The organism is Caulobacter sp. AVps18 (assembly GCF_058681425.1).
This window is the reverse complement of record NZ_CM178737.1, coordinates 64,180-84,173: the sequence shown is the minus strand read 5'-3', so window position 1 is coordinate 84,173 and position 19,994 is coordinate 64,180. Positions and strand designations below refer to the sequence as shown.

Annotated in this window: 21 protein-coding genes and 1 pseudogene; 11 read left to right on the top strand and 11 right to left on the bottom strand. The window is 65.8% G+C overall.

Going from position 1 to position 19,994, the window contains the following annotated elements:
- Nucleotides 1-37: 37 nt before the first annotated feature.
- The 4 genes from ACW179_RS00300 (at nt 38) to ACW179_RS00285 (ending at nt 3,444) form a co-directional block, all read left to right on the top strand.
- Nucleotides 38-1,474: a hypothetical protein gene (locus tag ACW179_RS00300; protein WP_492061802.1), complete on the top strand. Its 1,437-nt coding sequence runs from the start codon at nt 38-40 to the stop codon at nt 1,472-1,474.
- Nucleotides 1,471-2,382 carry a site-specific tyrosine recombinase XerD gene (locus ACW179_RS00295; RefSeq protein WP_492061800.1) on the top strand — a complete coding sequence of 304 codons (912 nt, stop codon included), beginning with the start codon at nt 1,471-1,473 and terminating at the stop codon, nt 2,380-2,382. The genes ACW179_RS00300 and ACW179_RS00295 overlap by 4 nt, the downstream gene beginning before the upstream one ends.
- A gap of 64 nt (nt 2,383-2,446) precedes the next feature.
- On the top strand, nt 2,447-2,668 hold the full coding sequence (locus ACW179_RS00290; RefSeq protein ID WP_056440777.1) for an alkylphosphonate utilization protein: 222 nt from the start codon (nt 2,447-2,449) through the stop codon (nt 2,666-2,668).
- Nucleotides 2,669-2,736: 68 nt separating this feature from the next.
- Nucleotides 2,737-3,444 (top strand): hypothetical protein, encoded by a 708-nt coding sequence (locus ACW179_RS00285; protein ID WP_492061798.1) that lies wholly within the window; start codon nt 2,737-2,739, stop codon nt 3,442-3,444.
- A 12-nt stretch (nt 3,445-3,456) separates the two neighbouring features.
- On the opposite strand, the pseudogene ACW179_RS00280 reads toward ACW179_RS00285, so the two are convergent.
- From ACW179_RS00280 to ACW179_RS00270, 3 genes and pseudogenes are all read right to left on the bottom strand, one after another.
- Nucleotides 3,457-3,627: pseudogene (locus ACW179_RS00280) on the bottom strand (VOC family protein); the annotation flags it as partial.
- Nucleotides 3,628-3,709: 82 nt separating this feature from the next.
- Nucleotides 3,710-3,907 (bottom strand): VOC family protein, encoded by a 198-nt coding sequence (locus ACW179_RS00275; RefSeq protein ID WP_492061796.1) that lies wholly within the window; start codon nt 3,905-3,907, stop codon nt 3,710-3,712.
- A gap of 87 nt (nt 3,908-3,994) precedes the next feature.
- Nucleotides 3,995-4,879: a LysR family transcriptional regulator gene (locus ACW179_RS00270; RefSeq protein WP_492061794.1), complete on the bottom strand. Its 885-nt coding sequence runs from the start codon at nt 4,877-4,879 to the stop codon at nt 3,995-3,997.
- Between the two features lie 130 nt (nt 4,880-5,009).
- On the opposite strand from ACW179_RS00270, the gene ACW179_RS00265 reads away from it, so the two are divergent.
- The 3 genes from ACW179_RS00265 to ACW179_RS00255 all read left to right on the top strand — a co-directional run bounded on the left by ACW179_RS00265 (nt 5,010) and on the right by ACW179_RS00255 (nt 8,256).
- The gene (locus ACW179_RS00265; protein WP_492061792.1) at nt 5,010-6,011 is read left to right on the top strand and encodes an aldo/keto reductase; all 1,002 of its coding nucleotides are present in this window, start codon (nt 5,010-5,012) and stop codon (nt 6,009-6,011) included.
- 75 nt (nt 6,012-6,086) lie between these two features.
- Nucleotides 6,087-7,106, top strand: a complete 1,020-nt coding sequence (locus ACW179_RS00260; RefSeq protein ID WP_492061790.1) for a mechanosensitive ion channel family protein — start codon at nt 6,087-6,089, stop codon at nt 7,104-7,106.
- A 100-nt stretch (nt 7,107-7,206) separates the two neighbouring features.
- A complete protein-coding gene (locus ACW179_RS00255) occupies nt 7,207-8,256 on the top strand; it encodes an HpcH/HpaI aldolase/citrate lyase family protein (protein ID WP_492061787.1) in 1,050 nt (349 codons plus the stop codon).
- 125 nt (nt 8,257-8,381) lie between these two features.
- On the opposite strand, the gene ACW179_RS00250 is transcribed toward ACW179_RS00255, so the two are convergent.
- From ACW179_RS00250 to ACW179_RS00240, 3 genes are all read right to left on the bottom strand, one after another.
- A complete protein-coding gene (locus ACW179_RS00250) occupies nt 8,382-8,798 on the bottom strand; it encodes an OsmC family protein (protein WP_492061785.1) in 417 nt (138 codons plus the stop codon).
- A gap of 68 nt (nt 8,799-8,866) precedes the next feature.
- The gene (locus tag ACW179_RS00245) at nt 8,867-10,240 is read right to left on the bottom strand and encodes a cytochrome P450 (RefSeq protein ID WP_492061783.1); all 1,374 of its coding nucleotides are present in this window, start codon (nt 10,238-10,240) and stop codon (nt 8,867-8,869) included.
- Between the two features lie 102 nt (nt 10,241-10,342).
- The gene (locus ACW179_RS00240; RefSeq protein ID WP_492061782.1) at nt 10,343-10,546 is read right to left on the bottom strand and encodes a hypothetical protein; all 204 of its coding nucleotides are present in this window, start codon (nt 10,544-10,546) and stop codon (nt 10,343-10,345) included.
- A gap of 279 nt (nt 10,547-10,825) precedes the next feature.
- Here ACW179_RS00240 and ACW179_RS00235 point away from each other — a divergent pair, with 279 nt between their 5' ends.
- The 3 genes from ACW179_RS00235 (at nt 10,826) to ACW179_RS00225 (ending at nt 14,228) form a co-directional block, all read left to right on the top strand.
- Nucleotides 10,826-11,788 carry an acetyl-CoA carboxylase carboxyltransferase subunit alpha gene (locus ACW179_RS00235; protein WP_492061780.1) on the top strand — a complete coding sequence of 321 codons (963 nt, stop codon included), beginning with the start codon at nt 10,826-10,828 and terminating at the stop codon, nt 11,786-11,788.
- Between the two features lie 185 nt (nt 11,789-11,973).
- Nucleotides 11,974-13,098, top strand: coding sequence for an IS481 family transposase (locus ACW179_RS00230; RefSeq protein WP_492061778.1), 1,125 nt, complete (start codon nt 11,974-11,976; stop codon nt 13,096-13,098).
- A 152-nt stretch (nt 13,099-13,250) separates the two neighbouring features.
- Complete coding sequence (locus tag ACW179_RS00225) at nt 13,251-14,228, top strand: NAD(P)H-dependent flavin oxidoreductase (RefSeq protein ID WP_492061776.1); 978 nt, start codon at nt 13,251-13,253, stop codon at nt 14,226-14,228.
- Here ACW179_RS00225 and ACW179_RS00220 read toward each other — a convergent pair.
- Complete coding sequence (locus ACW179_RS00220) at nt 14,194-14,673, bottom strand: hypothetical protein (RefSeq protein WP_492061774.1); 480 nt, start codon at nt 14,671-14,673, stop codon at nt 14,194-14,196. The two genes, ACW179_RS00225 and ACW179_RS00220, sit on opposite strands and share 35 nt — an antisense overlap.
- Nucleotides 14,670-15,260: a response regulator gene (locus ACW179_RS00215; protein ID WP_492061772.1), complete on the bottom strand. Its 591-nt coding sequence runs from the start codon at nt 15,258-15,260 to the stop codon at nt 14,670-14,672. The genes ACW179_RS00220 and ACW179_RS00215 overlap by 4 nt, the downstream gene beginning before the upstream one ends.
- 355 nt (nt 15,261-15,615) lie before the next feature.
- On the opposite strand from ACW179_RS00215, the gene ACW179_RS00210 reads away from it, so the two are divergent.
- Entirely contained in the window at nt 15,616-16,218 is a 603-nt protein-coding gene (locus tag ACW179_RS00210; protein ID WP_492061767.1) for a hypothetical protein, read from the top strand.
- Nucleotides 16,219-17,139: 921 nt separating this feature from the next.
- On the opposite strand, the gene ACW179_RS00205 is transcribed toward ACW179_RS00210, so the two are convergent.
- From ACW179_RS00205 to ACW179_RS00195, 3 genes are all read right to left on the bottom strand, one after another.
- Nucleotides 17,140-17,283, bottom strand: a complete 144-nt coding sequence (locus tag ACW179_RS00205; protein ID WP_492061761.1) for a hypothetical protein — start codon at nt 17,281-17,283, stop codon at nt 17,140-17,142.
- 85 nt (nt 17,284-17,368) lie between these two features.
- Entirely contained in the window at nt 17,369-17,677 is a 309-nt protein-coding gene (locus ACW179_RS00200; RefSeq protein ID WP_492061757.1) for a hypothetical protein, read from the bottom strand.
- Nucleotides 17,678-17,843: 166 nt separating this feature from the next.
- On the bottom strand, nt 17,844-19,535 hold the full coding sequence (locus tag ACW179_RS00195) for a hypothetical protein (RefSeq protein WP_492061755.1): 1,692 nt from the start codon (nt 19,533-19,535) through the stop codon (nt 17,844-17,846).
- Nucleotides 19,536-19,994: the final 459 nt, after the last annotated feature.

Below are 19,994 nucleotides of genomic sequence, written 5' to 3'. Positions count from 1 at the left end.
CCTCGTCCTGCGTCATAAGTCGTCCATGGTGTTTCGCATGCGTTTTTCCTGTCGCCCGATCCTGGCTGCCCTGCTGGCCAGCGTGACGGCCAGCCCTGTCCTGGCCCAGGTTCAGGTTCAGTCCCTGGCCCCGCCGGACCTGTTCTCCACCCCCGCTGGCCAGACGGATCTGGGGCCCGACCTGTGGAAGGACACCGCCCCCGGCATCGCCCGCGAGGTTCTGCCCAGGCTGGCCGCCAAACCGCTCTCGCCGGCCTTTGCCGCCCTGGCGCTGCGGGTGGTGGCCACGGGCGCCAACGGGCCGGTCGGGGTCGGCGATGCGCCCGAGATGGGCGCGGCGCGGGCCATGGCCCTGATCGCTCTGGGCGAGGCGGCCGGGGCCGACGCGGTGCTGGACCGCGCGCCGGGCCTGCCCACCAACGCCGCCCTGTCGCTGGCGGCGGCCGAGGCCGCTCTGATCCGGGGCGACGACGACAAGGCCTGCCGCATCGGCGAGGCCCTGACGGTCGAGCGCGGGGCCGGCTACTGGCTGCGCCTGCGGGCCTTTTGCCAGTTTCGCGCCGGTCAGGCCGACGCGGCGCAACTGACCTTCGCCCTGGCCCAGCAACAGACCCCCAAGCAAGGTGGTGGGGACGCCGACTATGCCCGGCTGATGGGCGCGCTGCTCACCGGCTCGCCCACGCCCGGCGCGGCCAATCTGCGCAACGGGATCAACTATGCCCTGTCGCGCAAGCTGGGTCTGAACATCCGCGCGGCCGCCGCCACGGCGTCCGGCGCGCTGAGGCCCGTGGTGGCCGCGCCGCTCGAGGCCCCCGGCGCGGATCTGGCGGCTGCCGAGACCTCGGACCTGGCCTTCCTGCGCCAGGCCAAGGGGCTGGCGGCTTTCGTCGAGGCGGCGCGGACCTCGGCTCCGTCCATCGCCGCCCTGGCCCAGGCGGGTGGACCCTTGCAGGACCCGGTGCTCTTCGCCCGCGCGGCCCTTGCGGCCGGTGATGCCGCCACGGCGCAAGCCATCCGCTCGCGCATCCCGGCCGAGGCCGCGTCGCCGCTGGACCTGGCCCTGCTGGACGCCATGCTGTCGGCCAAGGCCGGCCAGGCTGATCCTGCCTTGCTGGGCCGCCTGGCCGAACTGGGCGCGCAGGGCGGGGCGAAGTCTCCCGCCCAGTCCGCGACCCTGCTGCTGGCGGCCCTGGGCGGCGCGCTGGACGCGGATACCCGTGGCCGCCTCGCCACCTTCGAGGTGGGCAAGTCAGCCGCTGCCCCAGCCCGCCTGACGGTGCTGAACGACGCCGCCGTCGCCGGTCGCCAGGGCGAGGTTGCCTTGCTGGCCCTGGCGGTCGCCGCCGATGCGGGCGTGGCCGGGCCCGCCGTCGCTGACCGCGCCGCCCTGGCCCGGGCCCTGCTGCGCGCCGGTCTCGTCGCCGACGCCCGGGCGGTGGTGGTCGAGGGCCTGCTGGCCCTGCAGCTGAAATGAGCGCCGCCGGCTGGGTCGACGCCTTCCTCGAAATGATGGCCGTTGAACGCGCCGCCGCGCGCAACACCCTGACCGCCTATGGCAAGGATCTGGACGACGCCCGCGCCTTTCTGGCCGGACGGGGCCTCGACCTCGACACCGCCGACGCCGAGGCCATCGAGGCCTGGTTTCAGGACCTGGGCGCGCGGGGCCTGTCGCCGGCCACTGCCGCCCGCCGCCGCTCGGCCGCCCGACAGTTCTATCGCTTCGTGCTGGGCGAGGGCTGGCGGCAGGATGATCCCTCCCGCCGCGTGGTCGCCCCCAAGGCCGGCCGGCCCCTGCCCAAGGTGCTGTCCCGCGCCGAGGTCGACGCCCTGATCGCGGCGGCGGCAAAGAAGGACGGTGGCCAGGGCCTGCGGCTGGCGGCGATGATCGAGCTGCTCTACGCCTCGGGCCTGCGGATCAGCGAGCTTCTGGCCTTGCCCCTGACCGCCATGGCCCGCGATCCGGCTTTCCTGATGGTCAAGGGCAAGGGCGGCAAGGAGCGGCTGGCCCCGTTGAATGCTCCGGCCAAGGCGGCGGTGGGTGCCTATCTGGCGGCCCGGCCGCAGTTCCTGGCCAAGGGCACCAAGGACAGCCCCTGGCTCTTTCCCTCGCGTTCGGCCTCGGGCCGGCTGACCCCCCGGCGGGTTTCGCAACTGCTGGAAGACGCCGCCATCGCCGCCGGCATCGACCGCGAAAAGGTCAGCCCCCACGTCCTGCGCCATGCCTTTGCGACCCACCTGCTGGAGGGCGGCGCCGATCTGCGGGTGATCCAGACCCTGCTGGGCCATGCCGACATCGCCACGACCCAGATCTACACGCACGTGGCCGGAGATCACCTGATGCAGGTGGTCAAGTCCAAGCACCCGCTGGGGCGCAAGGGGTAGGGCGCGGCTTGCCTGAACGGGCGGCTCCCTCTAGGAAGCCCCTAAATATTGTAAGGACTTCCCCATGTCGGACGAAACCCGCGACAGCAACGGCACCATCCTGGCCGACGGCGACAACGTGACTCTGATCAAGGACCTCAAGGTCAAGGGCTCGGGCGGCGTGACCCTGAAGCGCGGGACCCTGGTCAAGAACATCCGCCTGACTGGCGATACCGACGAGATCGAGGCCAATGTCGAGAAGGTCCGTGGTCTGGTGTTGCGCGTCGAGTTCGTCAAGAAGGCCTAACTTAACCTTGGCTTGCTAAGTCTGGCCTCCAGACAGGCGGAGAACCGCCTCAGGAGGCTGGAAGGCCGATGGTGACGGTGAGGACGCAGGCGGGCGCTATGGCGCTGATCGTCTATGCCAAGAATGCGAAAGGCCAGGCGGCGACTGCGACAGCGGTCTCATCGCCGGCCCCCAACTCGCCCGAGGCCAGGAAGGCGGCTGAGGCCGCCGAGGCGCTGGCCAAGCTCAAGAAAGAGATGCGGCTGGGCAAGAAAAACGCCATCGGCGACGCCAAGGGGCGCGCCAAGGCCCGGCTGCAGCAGGTGGTCGATCGATTGAAGCTGCTGAAGAAGATCTACGCCGACGACCCCAAGGCCCTGGCCAAGGCCCTGGCCGCCGCGGCCAAGGAGCTGAAGGCTGCCGTCAAGGACTATGGCAAGGCCGCCAAGGAGGCCGGCGAGCTCTACGCCCAGGACTTCGCCAACCTGCCCGACGCCGCGACCGACCCCGAAGGCGCGGCCGCACAGCGCAGCAAGGTCGAGGACGAAGCCAAGATGGACGTCCAGGGCGACCAGGAGTTCATCAAGATGACCCGCGAGGTCAGCCGCTCGCTGCGGGAAGAGCTGCAGACCGCCAAGACCAAGGGCATCTTGACCCAGCCGGGCAAGTTCGAGCGCTCCGAAGAGGTCAAGGAGGCCGAGGATGAGCTCAAGGACCTCGACAAGCTGACCGAGGATCTGGATCAACAGGTTCGCCAGGACATGCCGCCCGGCAGCCTTCTCACGCTGGCGGCTTAAGCCCTAACCGTCTTAGGCCGCCTGCAGGGTCGGCAGGTCCAGCTTGACCATCTGCATCATGGCGGCGGCGACGCGGCCGGCCTTGGCCCGGCCGGGGTCGGTCATTATGGCAATGAACTGGCGGGGGACCACCTGCCAGGACAGGCCGAAGCGGTCCTTCAGCCAGCCGCACTGCACGGCCTTGCCGCCGTCGGCGGTGAGGGCGGTCCAGGAGTGGTCGACCTGGGCCTGGCCCTAGCAGTCGATGACGAACGAGATCGCTTCGTCAAAGGTGAAGTGCGGTCCGCCGTTCAGGGCCGTCCAGCTCGAAGCTCACGGTCATCACACTGCCCGCCGGTCGCGGTCCCGCCTCGCCATAGTGGCTGACGCTGGTGATCCGGGAATTGGGAAAGATCCCGACATAGAATTCGGCGGCCTCGTGGCCCTGGATGTCGAACCACAGGAACGGGTTGATCTTGGGCATGGCGCGCTCCTCGGCGGATCCAGGATGGTCCGGTCTGCGTCAGAGGACGATCCTGAGCCTGTCGGTCCGACACGGCGCGCTATTTTTTTACCCCCGCATCCAGTCGATGAAGGCCCGCAGGGCCGGGGAGAGATGGCGGCGGCTGGGATAGTAGAGGAAAAAGCCGGGATAGGGCTCGCACCACTCGGGCAGCAGCGCCACGAGGCGGCCGGCCGCAACGTCGTCGGCGACCATCTCGCGGAAGAGGAAGGCCAGGCCCGCGCCGTCCAGGGCGGCCCGGCGCAGGACTTCATTCTCGTCGCTGACCAGCACGCCGGGCGGATTGACCACGATCAGCCGGCCCTGGCGTTCGAACTCCCAGGGCCAGGGCTGGCCGGTCGGACGGCGACCCAGAAGACAGCGATGATGCGTCAGGTCTTCCGGCGCGATCGGCACGCCATGCTCGGCCAGATATAGGGGCGATCCGACGAGTGTCTGGCTGGCCTGGCCGCCCAGTGGCGTAGCGATCATGTCGGCCTGGAGGCGCTCGCCCAGCCGGACACCGCAGTCAAAACCGCCGGCGACGATGTCCGTCAGGCCGTCATCACAGACGAGTTCGACCCTGACGTCAGGATGGGCCCGAAGGAAGCCGCCGAGGCGCGGGCCCATCAGCAGCCGCGCGGCTGTGCGAGCGATATTGATCCTTAGCCGCCCTGATGGTCGATCTCGAAAACTCGCAATCTCGGTCAGGGCCTCGTCGATGTCATTCAGAGCGGGCCTCAACCGTTCCAGAAGTCGCTCGCCCGCCTCGGTGGGGGCGACGCTGCGGGTCGTGCGGTTCAGCAGCCTCACGTCCAGCCGGGTTTCAAGATTGCGGATGGTGTGGCTCAGGGCGGAGGCCGACACTCCAAGCTGCTGGGCGGCGGCGCGAAAACTGCGACGCTCGGCCACCAGGGCAAACACGGCAAGGTCTGAAAGCGGGCGATTGTTCATTACTGAAATTTGCTCAGGAGTGCACTGAGACTGCAAGCGGTTACCTAAGGCCGGAAGAGGGGCCATCTTGTGTTTGTCGCCTGGCCGCCCCCGGCCCGGGCGTCAGCAGGTTTAGAACAGGAGCAGCCCCATGAAGACGCGGAAACTCGGCGATGGTCTGGAGGTCTCGGCCCTGGGGCTGGGCTGTATGGGGATGAGCTGGGCCTATGGGCCGGCGCCCGAAAAGGCCGAAACCTTCAAGCTGCTGGCCCGCGCGGTCGAACTGGGCGTGACCTTCTTCGACACGGCCGAGGTCTATGGGCCCTTCGTCAATGAGGAACTGGTCGGTGAGGGGCTGGCGCCCTTCCGGGACAAGGTCGTGATCGCCACCAAGTTCGGCTTCAAGATCCTGCCGCCCGACGAGGCCGGCGTGCGCAAGATGGTGGGGGTCGACAGCCGTCCCGAGCACATCCGCGAGGTGGCCGAGGCCTCGCTGAAGCGACTGGGCGTAGAGGCCATTGACCTGCTCTACCAGCACCGGGTCGATCCGTCGGTGCCGATCGAGGATGTGGCCGGAACGGTGCGAGACCTGATCGCCGAGGGCAAGGTCAAGCATTTCGGCCTTTCCGAAGCCGGGGCCGAGACCATCCGCAAGGCCCATGCGGTCCAGCCCGTAGCGGCCCTGCAGAGCGAATACTCGCTGTGGACCCGCGGTGTTGAAGCCCAGATCCTGTCCACGATCCGCGAGCTGGGCATCGGCCTGGTGCCCTACAGCCCGCTGGGCCGGGGTTTCCTGACCGGTGCCCTGACCAGCAATGAAGGCCTGGCCAAGGACGACTTCCGGCGCGGCCTGCCGCGTTTCCAGGGCGAGGCCCTGGCCAGCAACCTGTCGCTGGTCGAAGCCCTGACCCTGATCGCCGGCGAGAAGGGCATCACCCCCGCCCAACTGGCCCTGGCCTGGCTGCTGCATCAGGGCGACGACATCGTCCCGATCCCCGGCACCACCAAGCTCAGCCGGCTGGAGGAGAACCTCGGTGCGGTCGACTTGGCCCTGTCGGCCGAAGACCTTGCCCGGATCGCCGCCGCCGTGCCTGAAACCGCTGTCGAGGGCGACCGCTACAGCGAGGCGGGTCTGGCGATGGTCGGTCGGTAGGCGCTTTCCACCGGGCGGGACGATGAGAGCCGCGCGAGGTTGAGCCCCGCCGCCGACTCCCCCACAGTGGTCACCATGGCTGACAATCCCCTGCAACGACTCGATACCTTCGAACTGCTCCGGCTGGGCAAGACCTCGGTCACCGTGGGCGGGCTGGCGGCGGCGGTACTGATCGTGGCCGTCGCCCTGATCGCCTCGCAACTGGTGGCGGCCGGGCTGCAGAAGCTCAGAGCCCGCGCCGCCGGCAGCGCGGCCTCGCTCTATATCGTCGAGAAGGTGGTCACCTATGGCCTGGTGCTGATCGGCTTCGTCGCCGGTCTGTCGACCATGGGCTTGGACCTGACCTCGCTGGCGGTGTTCGCCGGGGCGCTGGGCGTGGGTGTCGGCCTTGGTCTGCAGGGCATGGTCAAGGACTTCGCTTCGGGCATCTCTCTGGTGTTCGAGCGGCTGGTGGCGGTGGGCGATTTCGTCGAGCTGCCCGGTGGCCAGCGCGGCGTGGTGCATGAGGTCGGCCCGCGCGCCACCCGCATCCGCACCAATGACAGCACCGACCTGATCGTGCCCAACTCGGTGCTGGTCAACGATCTCGTCATCAACTGGACCCTGCGCAACACCAACCGCCGCATCCGCGTGCCGTTCGTCACCGCCTTTGGGGTCGACAAGCAGAAGGTGCGCGAGGCGGTGCTGAAGGCGGCCAAGAGCGTGCCCTTCACCTCTCCCGACGACGCCGTGCGCCGCACCCAGGTCTGGCTGGTCGGCTATGGCGAGCACGCCCTGAAGTTCGAACTGATCGTCTGGCCGACGGTCGAGGCGGTGCGTCGCCCGGCGGCGATTTTCGCGGCCTATACCTGGGCCATCGACGATGCTTTGCGCGACGCCGGGATCGAGATCCCCTATCCGCAGCGCGACATCCGCCTGCGCGGCCTGTTCGGCGAGGAGGGTGACGAGGCCCTGACCAGCCTGCGCCTGGAGCCCGCCACCCGCCGCCGCAAGGCCAAGGCCGGCAAGGCCGCCTCGAGCAATGACGCGGCTCTGGACCTGGAACGCGAAGACCCCGAGGACGTGCCGGCGATGTCGGCCCCGCCCAAGGGTTGAGGTTTCTGAACGGCGATCACTTACGATGACTTGACCTTCATGCCGCGCCGCCGCAATCTTCTCGCAGCTGCGAAAAGAACAGCATTTCGGGGAGACGCGCATGAAGACCGCACGAGGCTTTTTCAAACCCCTGGCCATCGGTGCGCCGACGCCGTATCGCGAGCTGCCGGCCCGGGTCGAGCGGATGATCCACTTCGTGCCGCCGCACCTCGATAAGGTCCGCGCCAAGCTGCCCGAGATCGCCCCGACCGTCGATGTGATCCTGGCCAATCTCGAAGACGCCATCCCCGCCGACGCCAAGGGCGCGGCCCTGGCCGGCACGATCGCGATGTCGCGCGAGGTCGATTTCAAGGCCCTTGATGTGGGCCTCTGGGTGCGGATCAACTGCCTCAACTCGCCCTGGCACCTGGACGAGGTGGCGACCCTGGTCGAGAAGGCCGGCGACAAGATCGACGTGATCATGGTGCCCAAGGTCGAAGGCCCCTGGGACATCTTCTACATGGACCAGCTGCTGGCCTCGCTGGAGGCCAAGCACGGGGTCACCCGGCCGATCCTGCTGCATGCCATCCTGGAAACCGCCGAGGGCGTGATGAACGTCGAGGCCATCGCTGCGGCCAGCCCGCGCATGCAGGGCATCTCGCTGGGCCCGGCCGATCTGGCCGCCAGCCGTGCCATGAAGACCACCCGGGTCGGCGGTGGCCATCCTGGCTATCGCGTCATTGAGGATCCGAACGCCGACGGCTCACCGCGCGTCTCGGTGCAGCAGGACCTGTGGCACTATACCTTCGCCAAGATGGTCGATGCCTGCGCTGCCCATGGCATCAAGCCGTTCTATGGTCCGTTCGGGGCCATCGACGATCCGGTCGCCTGCGAGCAGCAGTTCCGCAATGCCTTCCTGATGGGCTGCGCCGGTGCCTGGAGCCTGCACCCCAGCCAGATCGCCATCGCCAAGCAGGTCTTCAGCCCGGCCCCCGACGAGGTGCTGTTCGCCAAGCGCATCCTTGAAGCCATGCCCGACGGCACGGGGGTCGCCATGCTGGACGGCAAGATGCAGGACGACGCCACCTGGAAACAGGCCAAGGTCATGGTCGACTGCGCCCGGCAGATCGCGGGCAAGGATGCGGAGTATGCGGCGCTGTACGGGTTCTGAGCGGCAGATGCTCCCCCTCTGGGGGAGCTGTCGCAGAGCGACTGAGGGGGCTTCGCGGCGAATGCCGAGCTAGCCCCCTCCGGCCCTTCGGGCCACCTCCCCCAGAGGGGGAGGATCTCCCAGCCTCACCCCACCGTCGTCACCACCCGCGCCCCTTGGGTCAGCAGCTTGTGGATCGGGCACAGCTCCGCAATCGCCAGCAGGCGTTCGCGCTGTTCGGCGTCGAGGTCGCCGTCGAGGGTGATCTCGCGGTCGAAGCGCTCGGGCGGGCTCATGTCCGGCTCGCGGCTGCTGCGAACTTCCACATGCACGGCTCCGAGCGCCCAGGCCTTGCGCTTGGCATAGAGGCGCAGGGTCATGGTGGTGCAGGCCGCGAGGGCCGCAGCGACCAGATCGTGCGGGTCCGGCCCCAGGTCGAGACCGCCGGCCTCCACCTTGACGTCGGCCACAAGACTGGTCGGACCGGCGGTGACGAACATCTGCAGGCCGCCATGGGCGCTGTCATCGGCGACGGCATTGGGGCGAGGGGCGGCGTCGGTCATGGCGGTTTCCCTGGGTCTTGAGCCTTAGCCTTGGCAGAATATCGATCATCCCAAGGCTGCGCGATTGTCTATTTTGGCGCGATCGGCGTCAGCCGGAAGTTCGGCTCGTGATCGGGGCCGAGCGAAATCTTGGCCGTCGGGATCACGGGCCTCTCGTCACCCATGGCGATCTCGAACCGCGACAGCAGGCCGCCGAGCAGGATCTGGCTTTCGGCCATGGCGAAGCTGGCACCGATGCAAACCCTGGGGCCCGCGCCGAAGGGCATGAAGGCGTCGATCCCCCAGGGCGAGGGATGGCCCAGAAAGCGCTCAGGGAGGAATGCGGTCGGCTGATCCCAAAGCTTGCGATGGCGGTGAATGAGCCAGGGACTGATCGTGATGAACTGCCCCGGCGAGACCTTGCAGCCCTGCACCTCGTCCTCGGCGATGGCCTGGCGGCTCATCAGCGGGGCCGGAGGATAGAGGCGAAGGGATTCCATCAGCACCGATCGCGTCAGGGGCCAGGCTGAAAGGTCGTCCAGGGTGCGGATCCTGTCCGGTGGAAAGGCCAGGATTTCGGCGCGAACCCGCGTCTGGGTCTTGGGATCTAGGGCCAGCAGATAGGTCGTCCAGAACAGCAGGCGGGACGTCGTTTCGAACCCTGCCGCCAGCATGGTCCCGCACTGATCGCGGATTTCACTGTCGGGCAGGTGAGCCCCATCCTCGTCACGGACGGCCAGCAGGCTGTCCAGGAGATCGCCGCCCTGGGCTCTGGGCGCGGCGGCCTTGCGGTCTTCGATCAAGGCCGCGACAGCGGTCATCCAGCGCGCGCCCTGGGCGATACGGGGGCGTTCCGCAAACCCGAAATCACCCGGCGCCCGGGCCAGCAGGTCAAAGAGGTTCACATTGGCGCGCCCTTGCAGGTAGCCGCGTGCAATGGAGGCCAGTTGAGCGCCTTCGCCAGCCGCCGGGCGCGAGAACAGGGCGCGCAGCACCGCATCCAGAGTGGCGCGATGGAAGGTCTCGCTCAGATTGGCCCGGTCCTGACCGGCCAGGCCGTCAGCCAGAGACCCCGCGGCGGCGATGAAATGCGGCAGCAGGGTTTCCACGGACTTGGGCGTAAAGGCGGGGGCCAGGGCCTTGCGCTGTCGCCTCCAGACCTCGCCCTCGGTGAGAAGCAGGCCTTCACCGACGATGGGCTGCAACAGCCGGCGCATCTGGAAGGGCCGCCGATAGCGCCCCGCCTGGACGCCCAGCACGTGCTTGACGCCAGCCGGGTCGCTGACCACCAGGCCCGGCTGCCCCAGGAAGGTGTAGGGGATCATCAGGGTGTCGAAGTCGGCCTCTGACCAGGCGCCGATCATGTTGCGCATCATCGCCCAGGCGGCGCGCAGATTGGTCTGGCCCTTTGCGTGGACCCTGGGAGCGGGGGGTATCAGGTGGCGGGAAACCGGGGCGTCCATGTCGAGCCTCCAGATCGGGAGGCACCGGGGAGGGCGCTCCATCCGGATCCATGGCTTAGCACCGCCCATGAGGCGCCGCAATAATTCATCGGTCGATGAAAATCAGGCGGCGGCCACGGAGCGGTCAGCGGGTACGTCAAACACCCGGGTTGCGCCGCGCCAGACCTCGATCAGGTCGCAGCGGTGGTGCATGTCGATCAGCTCAAAGGCGCGCCGGCGGGCGGCGTTCTCGTCAGCGAAGGGGGCAACGTCAAAGCGCGGCACCGAGCCGTCGGATTCAACGCAGAAAAAGGTGAACACCTGCATGGGAACATCCGTTCGATACAGGCGGGTCCGAGCCACATTCGATGGGCGGGGGCCGCAGGCGCTGGCACTCGTTTGCGGCCAGCTATGGATCGATCATAGGACCATATGTCGCGATTCACCATAGAAATGAGTCTTCAAAAGAGACTCTCTGTCGCGACAATCTGGGGACGGTCATGTGGATGAATCCTCCCTCTGGACGTCTGGTTCCAAAGCCGGTTCCCTTTTGTCGCCTTAGCCACTAGGTTCCCTCCCTTTCGTAAACGGCGACGTTGAGACTCCATGGCCGCCCACTATCTCGATTTCGAACGCCCTATCGCTGACCTGGAAAGCAAGATCGAGGAGCTGAGCAAGCTCTCCGACACGGCCGGTCCAGGCGCGTTCGAGCTTGAGATCCAGGCCCTGCGCGACCGCGCCCAGGCGCTGCGGGTCGAGGCCTATTCCAATCTGGACGCCTGGCAGAAGACCATGGTCGCCCGCCACCCGCAGCGGCCGCACCTGCGCGACTATCTGGCCGGCCTGATTGACGAGTTCGTCGAGCTGCGCGGCGATCGCAAGTTCGCTGACGACCAGGCCATCGTCGGGGGCCTTGGCCGCTTCCGGGGCCAGCCTGTCGTGGTCATGGGCCACGAGAAGGGCCACGATACGACCACCCGCCTGAAGCACAATTTCGGCATGGCCCGCCCCGAAGGCTATCGCAAGGCCGTGCGCCTGATGGACATGGCCGAGCGCTTCAACCTGCCGGTCCTGACCTTTGTCGACACGGCCGGGGCCTATCCGGGTCTGGGGGCTGAGGAGCGCGGTCAGGCCGAGGCCATCGCCCGCTCGACCGAGCGCTGCCTGACCCTGAACACCCCGATGATCGCCACCATCGTCGGCGAGGGCGGTTCTGGCGGGGCCATCGCCCTGGCCGGGGCCAACAAGGTGCTGATCCTCGAGCACTCGATCTATTCGGTGATCAGCCCCGAGGGTGCGGCCTCGATCCTGTGGCGCGACGGCGCCCGGGCCAAGGACGCCGCCACCCAGATGCGCATCACGGCGCAGGACCTGATCAAGCTGGGCATCGTCGATCGCATCATCGACGAGCCGGCCGGTGGGGCCCACTCCGACCACGCTGCCGCCCTGCAGGCCGTGGGCGATGCGGTTGAGGACGAGCTGAAGGGCCTGCTGGCCCTCGACGTGGCGGCCCTGCGCAAGCAGCGCTCGGACCGCTTCTACGCGATCGGCCGGGTGGGGCTGCAGTAGGGTCACCACGATGCTCCCCTTCCGGGGGAGCTGTCGCGAAGCGACTGAGGGGGCTCCTCCGGCAGGGGCCGCGCTGCCCCCTCCGGCCCTTTGGGCCACCTCCCCCATTGTTTGGACCGGAGACATCCGTGACAGGTGTTCGGAGACATCCGTGACACATTTTCCGATCTCAGAGGGAGGTCGGGATGCCGTTCACGGGGGTGTCTGCGATGGATCGCAAACGGGAGTTTGTACGGCTGGCCTTGGTTGAAGGCTGTAACAGGCGGGAGCTTTGCCGGCGGTTCGGGGTCAGCGCGACGCTGGGCTACCGGCTCATGGCGCGCTATCGGGAGCAAGGCGATGCGGGCCTTGAGGCGCGATCTCGCCGACCGCGGACCTCGCCCCGGCGCACGGAGACGGCGGTTGAGGATGCGACGCTTCAGGTCCGTGCGGAGCATCCGGCCTGGGGTGGCCGCAAGATCGCGGCGGTGCTGCGGCGTGAGGGGCTTGAGGCTCCGGCCCCCTCGACGGTGACCCAGATCCTGCGCCGGGGTGGTGTGGCGCTGGGCGGTGAAGGCGGCGGCGCTCAGCCTTTCATCCGCTTCGAGCATCCCCAGCCCAACGATCTGTGGCAGATGGACTTCAAGGGCCATGTGGCCCTCGGCTCAGGGCGACTGCATCCCCTGACGGTGCTGGACGACCACTCGAGGTTTGCCGTGGTCTTGGCCGCTTGCGCCAACCAGAAGACCCAGACCGTCAAGGATCAACTGATCCAGGCCTTTACCCGCTATGGTCTGCCCTGGCGCATCGCCACCGACAACGGCTCGCCCTGGGGCAACGGCCCCGGCGATCCCTACACCCCGCTGGGCGTGTGGCTGATCGAGCTGGGCGTGCGCATCAGCCACTCCCGGCCCTATCATCCCCAGACCTTGGGCAAGGACGAGCGCTTCCATCGCACCCTAAAGGCCGAGGCCCTGAGCGCCCCCTTCGAGACCCTCGACCATGCGGCCCGCGCGCTCGATCACTGGCGTGACATCTACAATCTGGTCCGGCCTCACCAGGCCCTGGACATGGCGGTTCCCGTCGATCGCTACCGACACAGTCCAAGGCCCTACCAGCCCGTCATCCCGCCCTTCGAGTACGGACCCGACGACCAGGTTCGCCGGGTCCAGCAAGGGGGCCATCTCAGTTTTGCCAACCGTCCGCTCAAGGTCCCAAAAGCCTTCGCTGGAAAAGCTGTCGCCCTGCGAGCCACCCAGACCGATGGCGTCTTCGACGTCTTCTTCCAGACCCAACGTCTCAAAACCATCGACCTGAGGACCGCAAAATAGCATCCTCAACCTGTCACGGATGTCTCCGAACACCTGTCACGGATGTCTCCGGTCCAAACACCCATGAGGGGAGGATCAAAAAACCGCCTCTTGCCTGCCGCAAGGGTCAATCCGCCATAGTCTGCGAAAATCAGACTGGGAGGCTTAAGGCCATGGCGATCAAGACCCGTTTCACAGAGCTTTTCGGCGTCGAGCACCCCATCGCCCAGGGCGGCATGCAGTGGGTGGGCAAGGCCGAGCTGGTCAGCGCCGTCGCCAATGCCGGGGCGCTGGGCTTCATCACCGCCCTGACCCAGCCGACGCCCGAGGAGCTGGCGAAGGAGATCGCCCGCACCCGCGATCTCACCGACAAGCCGTTCGGCGTCAACCTGACCATCCTGCCGTCGATCAAGCCGCCGCCCTATGCCGAATACCGCGCGGTGATCATCGAGAGCGGCATCAAGATCGTCGAGACCGCCGGCTACAAGCCGCAGGAGCATGTCGATCACTTCAAGGCCAACGGCGTGAAGGTGATCCACAAGTGCACCGCCGTCCGCCACGCCCTCAGCGCCGAGCGGATGGGCGTGGATGCCATCAGCATCGACGGCTTCGAATGCGCCGGCCACCCGGGCGAGGATGACATTCCCGGCCTGATCCTGATCGCCGCCGCCGCCGACAAGGTGAAGATCCCGATGCTGGCCTCGGGCGGCATTGCCGATGCACGCGGCCTGGTGGCGGCCCTGGCCCTGGGCGCCGACGGCGTCAATATGGGCACCCGCTTCTGCGTCACCCAGGAGGCTCCGATCCCGATGGCCTTCAAGGAGCAGATGGTCGCCAATGACGAGCGCCAGACCGACCTGATCTTCCGCACCCTGCACAATACGGCCCGCGTGATGCGCAATGCCGTCAGCCAGGAGGTCGTGCAGATCGAGCGGGCCGGCGGGGCCAAGTTCGAGGACGTCCAGCATCTGGTGGCCGGCAGCCGTGGCCGCGACGCCCTGGCCGAGGGTGACACCGATGGCGGCATCTGGTCGGCCGGCATGGTCCAGGGCCTGATCCACGATATCCCCACCGTCAAGGACCTGGTCGACCGGATGGTCGCCGAGGCCGAGGCGATCATTCGCGGTCGGCTGGCGGGGATGGTGCTCTAGTCTGGCGGGGGATCAGGGCCTCGAGGCCGCGCATGACTTCGGCTTGCGCGGCGTCATCGACGTCCCGGGTGGCGACGGCTTTCATGGTGTTGATGAACAGCACCCCGATCGCCGCCGCGCGCGGAGCACCGCCCGTGCGATCAACATATTCGCACAGCAGGCGGGCGGCCCGCAGGAGGTGAGCGTCCTCTTCGGCATCGCAAAGGCCTATGATCTCGGCGCCGGCCTCGCGCAGGGCCTGCCAGTCGGCTTCGGAGGGCGCGGGCAGATCGCGCCAGGCACCCAGGCCGGCAAGCAACTCGGCCATGGCCGCCACGTGGCCGGCGCGGGCTGACTTCATGACCGCATAGGCCTTGGCCAGGGCGGTGCGTGCGTGGACGCCGCCGGCGGCCTTCATGATCTGCATCAGCAGGGGCGGTTTGCGGATGGTGCGGACCGTGCTCATGGAGCGGCCCTCTGAGGCCTGATCAGCATGTCGAGCTCGCCGTCCGACAGGTTCGGCTCGACGGCGACGCCCACATCGATCGACAGATCGCCCTTGCGTCGGCCTTCGGTCCCTTCGGGCAGGCCCCGGTTTTTCCAGCGCCGGTCTGGACCGGCATAGGTCTCTGAAACAATGAAGCTGCGGGGCTGGTTGGAGATGTAGGCGATCCGCTCCAGCAGGGTTAAGGGGCTGATCGGCTTGGCGATCGTGTAGTTGGCCCCGCTGTCGCGACCCGCCACGACCTGCTCCTCCCGCGTATGGGCCGAGACAATGATGGCGGGGATGATGCGATCCTCGTCGCGCGGCCGGCTCCGCAGCCAGCGCACCAGCTCATAGCCGTCGCAGGTGGGCATGGCACCGTCGGTGATCAGCAGATCGAACCTGTGATTGACCAGCAGGGCCTTGGCCTCGTCGCCGTCGCAGGCCGTGACGACGTCCTTGGCGCCAAAGGCGCAAAGCAGGTCCTGGACGATCTTCCGGGCGTGTTCGTTGTCATCAGCGACCAGGATCTTGGCCGTCTCGAGATTTATCTTGCTGCTGTCCAGCACAACCAATCTCCTGATTTCGCCCTATAGATAGGCAAGATTTCGCAGTATTAAAGCGTATACCGTCACTTCTCGCATATATTGGAGGCTGGGCTAGATATTAGCAGTCAGGTTACTGTATAGAAAAGCGCTTTCTATCCTTAATTTCCAGTTTACCAAAGGCTGGAACCCGAGATGAGGTTTTCTCGTCACAGGGCCGGAGCGCCTCTGGATATTTATGGCACGTATAGTGCCTATTCTTCAAGGGCTTCTTCAAAAGGCCGGACGCTCCGCGCCGGTTTCCGCAGGGGGCAAACCTTCCATAGCCCCGGCGGCCGGAATGGCGGATGGATGGCGCGGGCAACCGGAGACGTCTGCGATGGCCGATTCGATCGAGGCGATGATCGAGCGCCTGCGTCAGCTTGAAGACCAGCTGGAGCAGGCCTTCGCGGCCCGGGCCGGGGCCCACGGCCTGAAGCTGGAGCGGGGCAAGCCGCGCTTTGGCCCCGAGGTCCGCGCCAGCCAGCGCAGTCACAAGCGGCGCATCCACTTTTTCAAGACCCCGTGGCCCACCCTGCTGACCCTGCCGCTGATCTACGGCATGGTCATTCCGATGGCCCTGATGGACCTGGCCGTCAGCCTCTATCAGCTGGGCTGCTTCACCGCCTGGGGCATAGAGCGCGTCAATCGCCGCGACTATGTGGTCATCGACCGCCACCGGCTGAGCTATCTGAACCCGGTCCAGAAGCTCAACTGCGTCTATTGCGGCTATGGCAACGGCGTCATCGCCTATGCCCGCGAGATCACCGCCCGCACCGAGCAATACTGGTGCCCGATCAAGCACGCCCTCAAGGTCAAGGGCACCCACGAGCGCTACGCCGCCTTCCTCGACTATGGCGACGCCGAGGGCTTCGTGAAGAGCTCCGCCGCCTATCGCGAGCGGCTGAAGCGGGCGCGGGCGGAGGCGACCAAGGCCGACTGACCCCGCAGGCCCGCCTGGCCGCCCGCCGGGCAGGCGCGGTTTTCCAGCCTCGCGCCCTGGCTGCGAGGGGAGGGGGAAGGGTTGCAGAGCGCCCGGGCCTCGCCCGGATGTGAGTGTAGTAAGTACCGTTTCGACGAAGACGAGCGCTCCGCGCGGTCGTTCTTTCAGAGGCGTGCGGCGCTTGAGCCCTGTTTGGGCCTCGCCGCCTTGAAGCCTCCGACGGGCGGACCGGGGCGCGACCCCGTTCCGGACTGCCGGTTCTCCCGAACCGGCCTGCTGCTCGCCCGACCCCTGCCGTGACGTCGTTTTAGTGTTCCACGGCCGACCGCCGCCAGACACGACAGGGTTGACGGCCCGGAGCACAAGACACTCCTCCCGCCATCGTTTGAGCTTCCCGCTCGACCACCCCAAACAGCCGCAACGGTCGCTGGCCATGCGCCCTTCCCGTGCTGTCAGGTGGGATGATTATGCAGGACGTTTTGAGCGCGTCTGACGGCGCGGTGCGAGATTTTTGCAGGGTGTTGAAGTTGCTGGGGTTTATGGGCGATGCGCCGGGGATGCAGCGGGCTGGGCGCCCGTAGATCCTCCCCCTGAAGGGGGAGGCGGCCCGAAGGGCCGGAGGGGGAAGTGCGCACCGCGTCAGCTGTTACTACCCCCTCCGTCTCCCCCGCCTTGGCGGGGGCGACACCTCCCCCTTCAGGGGGAGGATCTTCGGGGCGCTGCCCTTCGCGCCGAAGGCAGCCAGCCTTTCATCTCACGGCGAGACGGTCGCCGGTCTGGACAGGTTGCTCAAGGCCGGCCCTCCGGGCCGCCGCCGCGCGGCCGGTCGCAGACCGGGGTCGGTGGACCAACCTGTCCAGACCGTCACGCTTGGCCTCCATGAGATGAAGGGCGGGGTGGGGCGCGAGGTGAGCCCCCTCTTTAGGCCAGCCGGAACCCGTCGCTGACCATCAGCCCCCGGATGCGGGCGACATAGGTCTCCGCCGTCAGGTGCGGGCGCAGCTGGGACATCACCGGGAAGGTGGCGGCGATCTTGGCGTCGGGGGTGGGGCGGGTGATGATCATGAGAGCTTTAGCGCTACTGATTTTTGGAGAATGGCCCCGACGGGCTTTAGAGATGCTTGCCCCATCGGCGAACTCATTGCATCTACTATGGCTCGCTATGCCGAGCTGATGGAGAGCACTCCATTCGATCCATGAGCCGCTCCAAAGGCTGCGCCACCCTAAATCCATCGCCGGAGCGATAGGCCTCCGCGACCTTAGCTGCGACATCTCCGCAGGTAAGCGCTTTCTCGGATTGATTGCCGGCCGCAGAATTTCTTGTCACGCTCGTTTCAATTTGGTCCACGCGCGCATCCAGCCTTGCAACATACCACAACACCCCGGCAACCAGAGCGAACGCCGCAATCCCGGCGGAAAGCTTGTTTGCCCAGTTAGGAGGAGATGCGGCTTGGGTCATTTCCGTTTTTTCCTTGCGCGTCCGACACGCGCCTCCTGACGAGCCGCTCTTTCGATTAGCTCTCTGATAAACGCCGATCTTCCAACTTCTCCCGACATGGATTTGAGCAACTCCATGGTTTTGAATGGCAGTCTTAAGGACATTTGTTCAGATAATTTTTGATCCATCACGATTTCCCTCCATGACTAAGGCCACGGATGACTGGGAAGTCTTCCCTACGTTCGCCTCCGGTTTGCCACTTCAGAGTTTTCACGGACTGATTTGTTAGATGGGCGTTCCACGCCTTGATCGTCAGTGCAGCTTTCTCCGCATCTGAGAGGCGTCTTTTGAGGTTTGCACGATCAGCTAGAAGGATTTCGCGGAGCTTTAGAATAGGGCTTCCTGCACCGAGCATTACTCCGTCCCCCAGGCGCTCAAGGAACTCGTCCGCCTTTATCGGATCGATGCGACTGAAGAAATAATGGAGAGCTAGAGATATGGATGACGTTACGTCGCGGACTTTCGTAATAAATCGGACGCTATCTCGAATTCCGGGATGAATATCTAATGTGTCTAGAAGTTCACTAATTGTCGGGGCTACGTTCCTGAGTACAATATAGCCGTTATCCAGAAGCCAAACATATCGAAGAGTTGCGGCCAGGTTCGCTGTATTAGTCTCGTTTCTATCTTTAAGTATTGCAGAAATAGATCGCTTTTGACCTACATCAAAGGTGTCGAATACATCATCGTCCAATCCTTCAACCACAATGGCGGGGAAGGGGACGCCATATCGTTCGGCAGCAGCGCAACGGTGCTGGCCATCGAGAAGGCGCCCGCTAGAGCCGATCTTAATTGTCTGGCCGTTCAGAACCCACGCGCCGCTACGCATGTCCCGGCCATACTTCTCAACCACGGCCGAAGCGATTTTGCGGTTGCGGTCATTACGCGAGAGAATCTCTCCCGCGCGCACTGGCGTGATCACCTCCACTCGTACCTGCAGACTAACTGGGGTTGCGGAGTTCGAGGAGGGGCCTTGCTGATCGCTGTGTTTGACCCCGTCAAATCGAACGTGACTGCCTAAGCCCGAAATGGTGGGGAAGGTGTCGTGTCCAGGCGAGTATCTTACTAGGGTCAACGAGCGACCGGTGCGATAGGCTTCCCATCCCTTTATAAGAAGCCCAGCGATCTGAATTTGGCTTCTTCGTCCGCCTTCACGAACGCCCTCCTCCAACTGCTTTTTAAGCGATTGTGTTGCGCCAGTGGATGTTTCCGTAGCGGCGTCGATTTCTTTGAAGAATTCGTCGGCCTTTACAGGATCGACCTTGGAAAAAAGAAAATGTAATGCCGTTCCTAGGCCGTGGGGTACCGAGGGTGTCGCGACCTTGGCGATCCTCAGAGACAGCCTAATGTCCGGATTTTCCTCAAGAATTGTTAGCAGAGCTTGGGAGGACACCCGATTCCGTTGGCTGGTGAAATCATCGTTCGCAAAGCGCCACAGAACGGTCAATGCGGCCGCTAAGGCTCGGCCGTCGCGCTCCTGTCGAATTGACATGATGTCAGACACAGTTCGCCGGCGTACCGCGTCAATTGTGTCGAAGTGACTAGGATCGATGTTTCGAATTATGAGACTCGAAAACGCCTCGCCCGCTTCAATGCACGCGTGTAGGCGAAGGCGCCCAGACATAAGAACGTTTGAGCTATCAAAGATGAGAGGATCACCGTTGAGCTTCCACATGTGGTTCCGCATGTCGCGGGCGTAGGTAGCTATCTGGCGCTTATCCAAGGGGGCCTGATTTCGCACGTTGGTGAGAAATTCGCGCGCCTCGGCAGGCGTAATCAAGCGCACTTCATGCGATAGGGCGGTCTCGGTAAAGCTCATGGCGATGTGACTCCAGCTTGTCTACATCATCGTCTTCTGCGCGTTGCGATGCAACTGAGGAAGTTGCATCCCAGGACTTCAGTTGGGTGCCGGAAATAAAATCAATAAAAACAGCTAGATAGGTCTTAAATATGGGCGTTGCTCGAATCCTCTTGTTGTCTGAGTTGTTCGTCGGGCCGTTGGGGTGGCCTTCATTTCTCCGTCACACACCGACCTAACCGCCACCACTTCACGATCATCCGGCCGCGTGTTGAACGCGATCCGCGCGCCCGGCGCGTCGCGGGGTACGGGGGCAGGACCGTCTCGAACAGGAAGAGGCTGGGCGGTGGGTTGCGGGTGTCGGCACCCCGAGGGGTACCCGTCGGTCCGAATGGCGCCGCGCCACTTGCCCCCTCCGCGCTGCCCCCTCCGCGCTGCGCGCTCCTCCCCCGGAGGGGGAAGATGAGGTGCGTTAGATGC

Coding starts and splice junctions, on each gene's coding strand:
- ACW179_RS00200 (WP_492061757.1), bottom strand. CDS start 17,677: ATGACCCAAGCCGCATCTCCTCCTAACTGGGCAAACAAGCTTTCCGCC.
- ACW179_RS00210 (WP_492061767.1), top strand. CDS start 15,616: ATGGCCGATTCGATCGAGGCGATGATCGAGCGCCTGCGTCAGCTTGAA.
- ACW179_RS00230 (WP_492061778.1), top strand. CDS start 11,974: ATGCCGTTCACGGGGGTGTCTGCGATGGATCGCAAACGGGAGTTTGTA.
- ACW179_RS00285 (WP_492061798.1), top strand. CDS start 2,737: ATGGTGACGGTGAGGACGCAGGCGGGCGCTATGGCGCTGATCGTCTAT.
- ACW179_RS00290 (WP_056440777.1), top strand. CDS start 2,447: ATGTCGGACGAAACCCGCGACAGCAACGGCACCATCCTGGCCGACGGC.
- ACW179_RS00245 (WP_492061783.1), bottom strand. CDS start 10,240: ATGGACGCCCCGGTTTCCCGCCACCTGATACCCCCCGCTCCCAGGGTC.
- ACW179_RS00270 (WP_492061794.1), bottom strand. CDS start 4,879: ATGAACAATCGCCCGCTTTCAGACCTTGCCGTGTTTGCCCTGGTGGCC.
- ACW179_RS00275 (WP_492061796.1), bottom strand. CDS start 3,907: ATGCCCAAGATCAACCCGTTCCTGTGGTTCGACATCCAGGGCCACGAG.
- ACW179_RS00195 (WP_492061755.1), bottom strand. CDS start 19,535: ATGAGCTTTACCGAGACCGCCCTATCGCATGAAGTGCGCTTGATTACG.
- ACW179_RS00250 (WP_492061785.1), bottom strand. CDS start 8,798: ATGACCGACGCCGCCCCTCGCCCCAATGCCGTCGCCGATGACAGCGCC.
- ACW179_RS00205 (WP_492061761.1), bottom strand. CDS start 17,283: ATGATCATCACCCGCCCCACCCCCGACGCCAAGATCGCCGCCACCTTC.
- ACW179_RS00260 (WP_492061790.1), top strand. CDS start 6,087: ATGGCTGACAATCCCCTGCAACGACTCGATACCTTCGAACTGCTCCGG.
- ACW179_RS00225 (WP_492061776.1), top strand. CDS start 13,251: ATGGCGATCAAGACCCGTTTCACAGAGCTTTTCGGCGTCGAGCACCCC.
- ACW179_RS00255 (WP_492061787.1), top strand. CDS start 7,207: ATGAAGACCGCACGAGGCTTTTTCAAACCCCTGGCCATCGGTGCGCCG.
- ACW179_RS00300 (WP_492061802.1), top strand. CDS start 38: ATGCGTTTTTCCTGTCGCCCGATCCTGGCTGCCCTGCTGGCCAGCGTG.
- ACW179_RS00235 (WP_492061780.1), top strand. CDS start 10,826: ATGGCCGCCCACTATCTCGATTTCGAACGCCCTATCGCTGACCTGGAA.
- ACW179_RS00265 (WP_492061792.1), top strand. CDS start 5,010: ATGAAGACGCGGAAACTCGGCGATGGTCTGGAGGTCTCGGCCCTGGGG.
- ACW179_RS00295 (WP_492061800.1), top strand. CDS start 1,471: ATGAGCGCCGCCGGCTGGGTCGACGCCTTCCTCGAAATGATGGCCGTT.
- ACW179_RS00240 (WP_492061782.1), bottom strand. CDS start 10,546: ATGCAGGTGTTCACCTTTTTCTGCGTTGAATCCGACGGCTCGGTGCCG.
- ACW179_RS00220 (WP_492061774.1), bottom strand. CDS start 14,673: ATGAGCACGGTCCGCACCATCCGCAAACCGCCCCTGCTGATGCAGATC.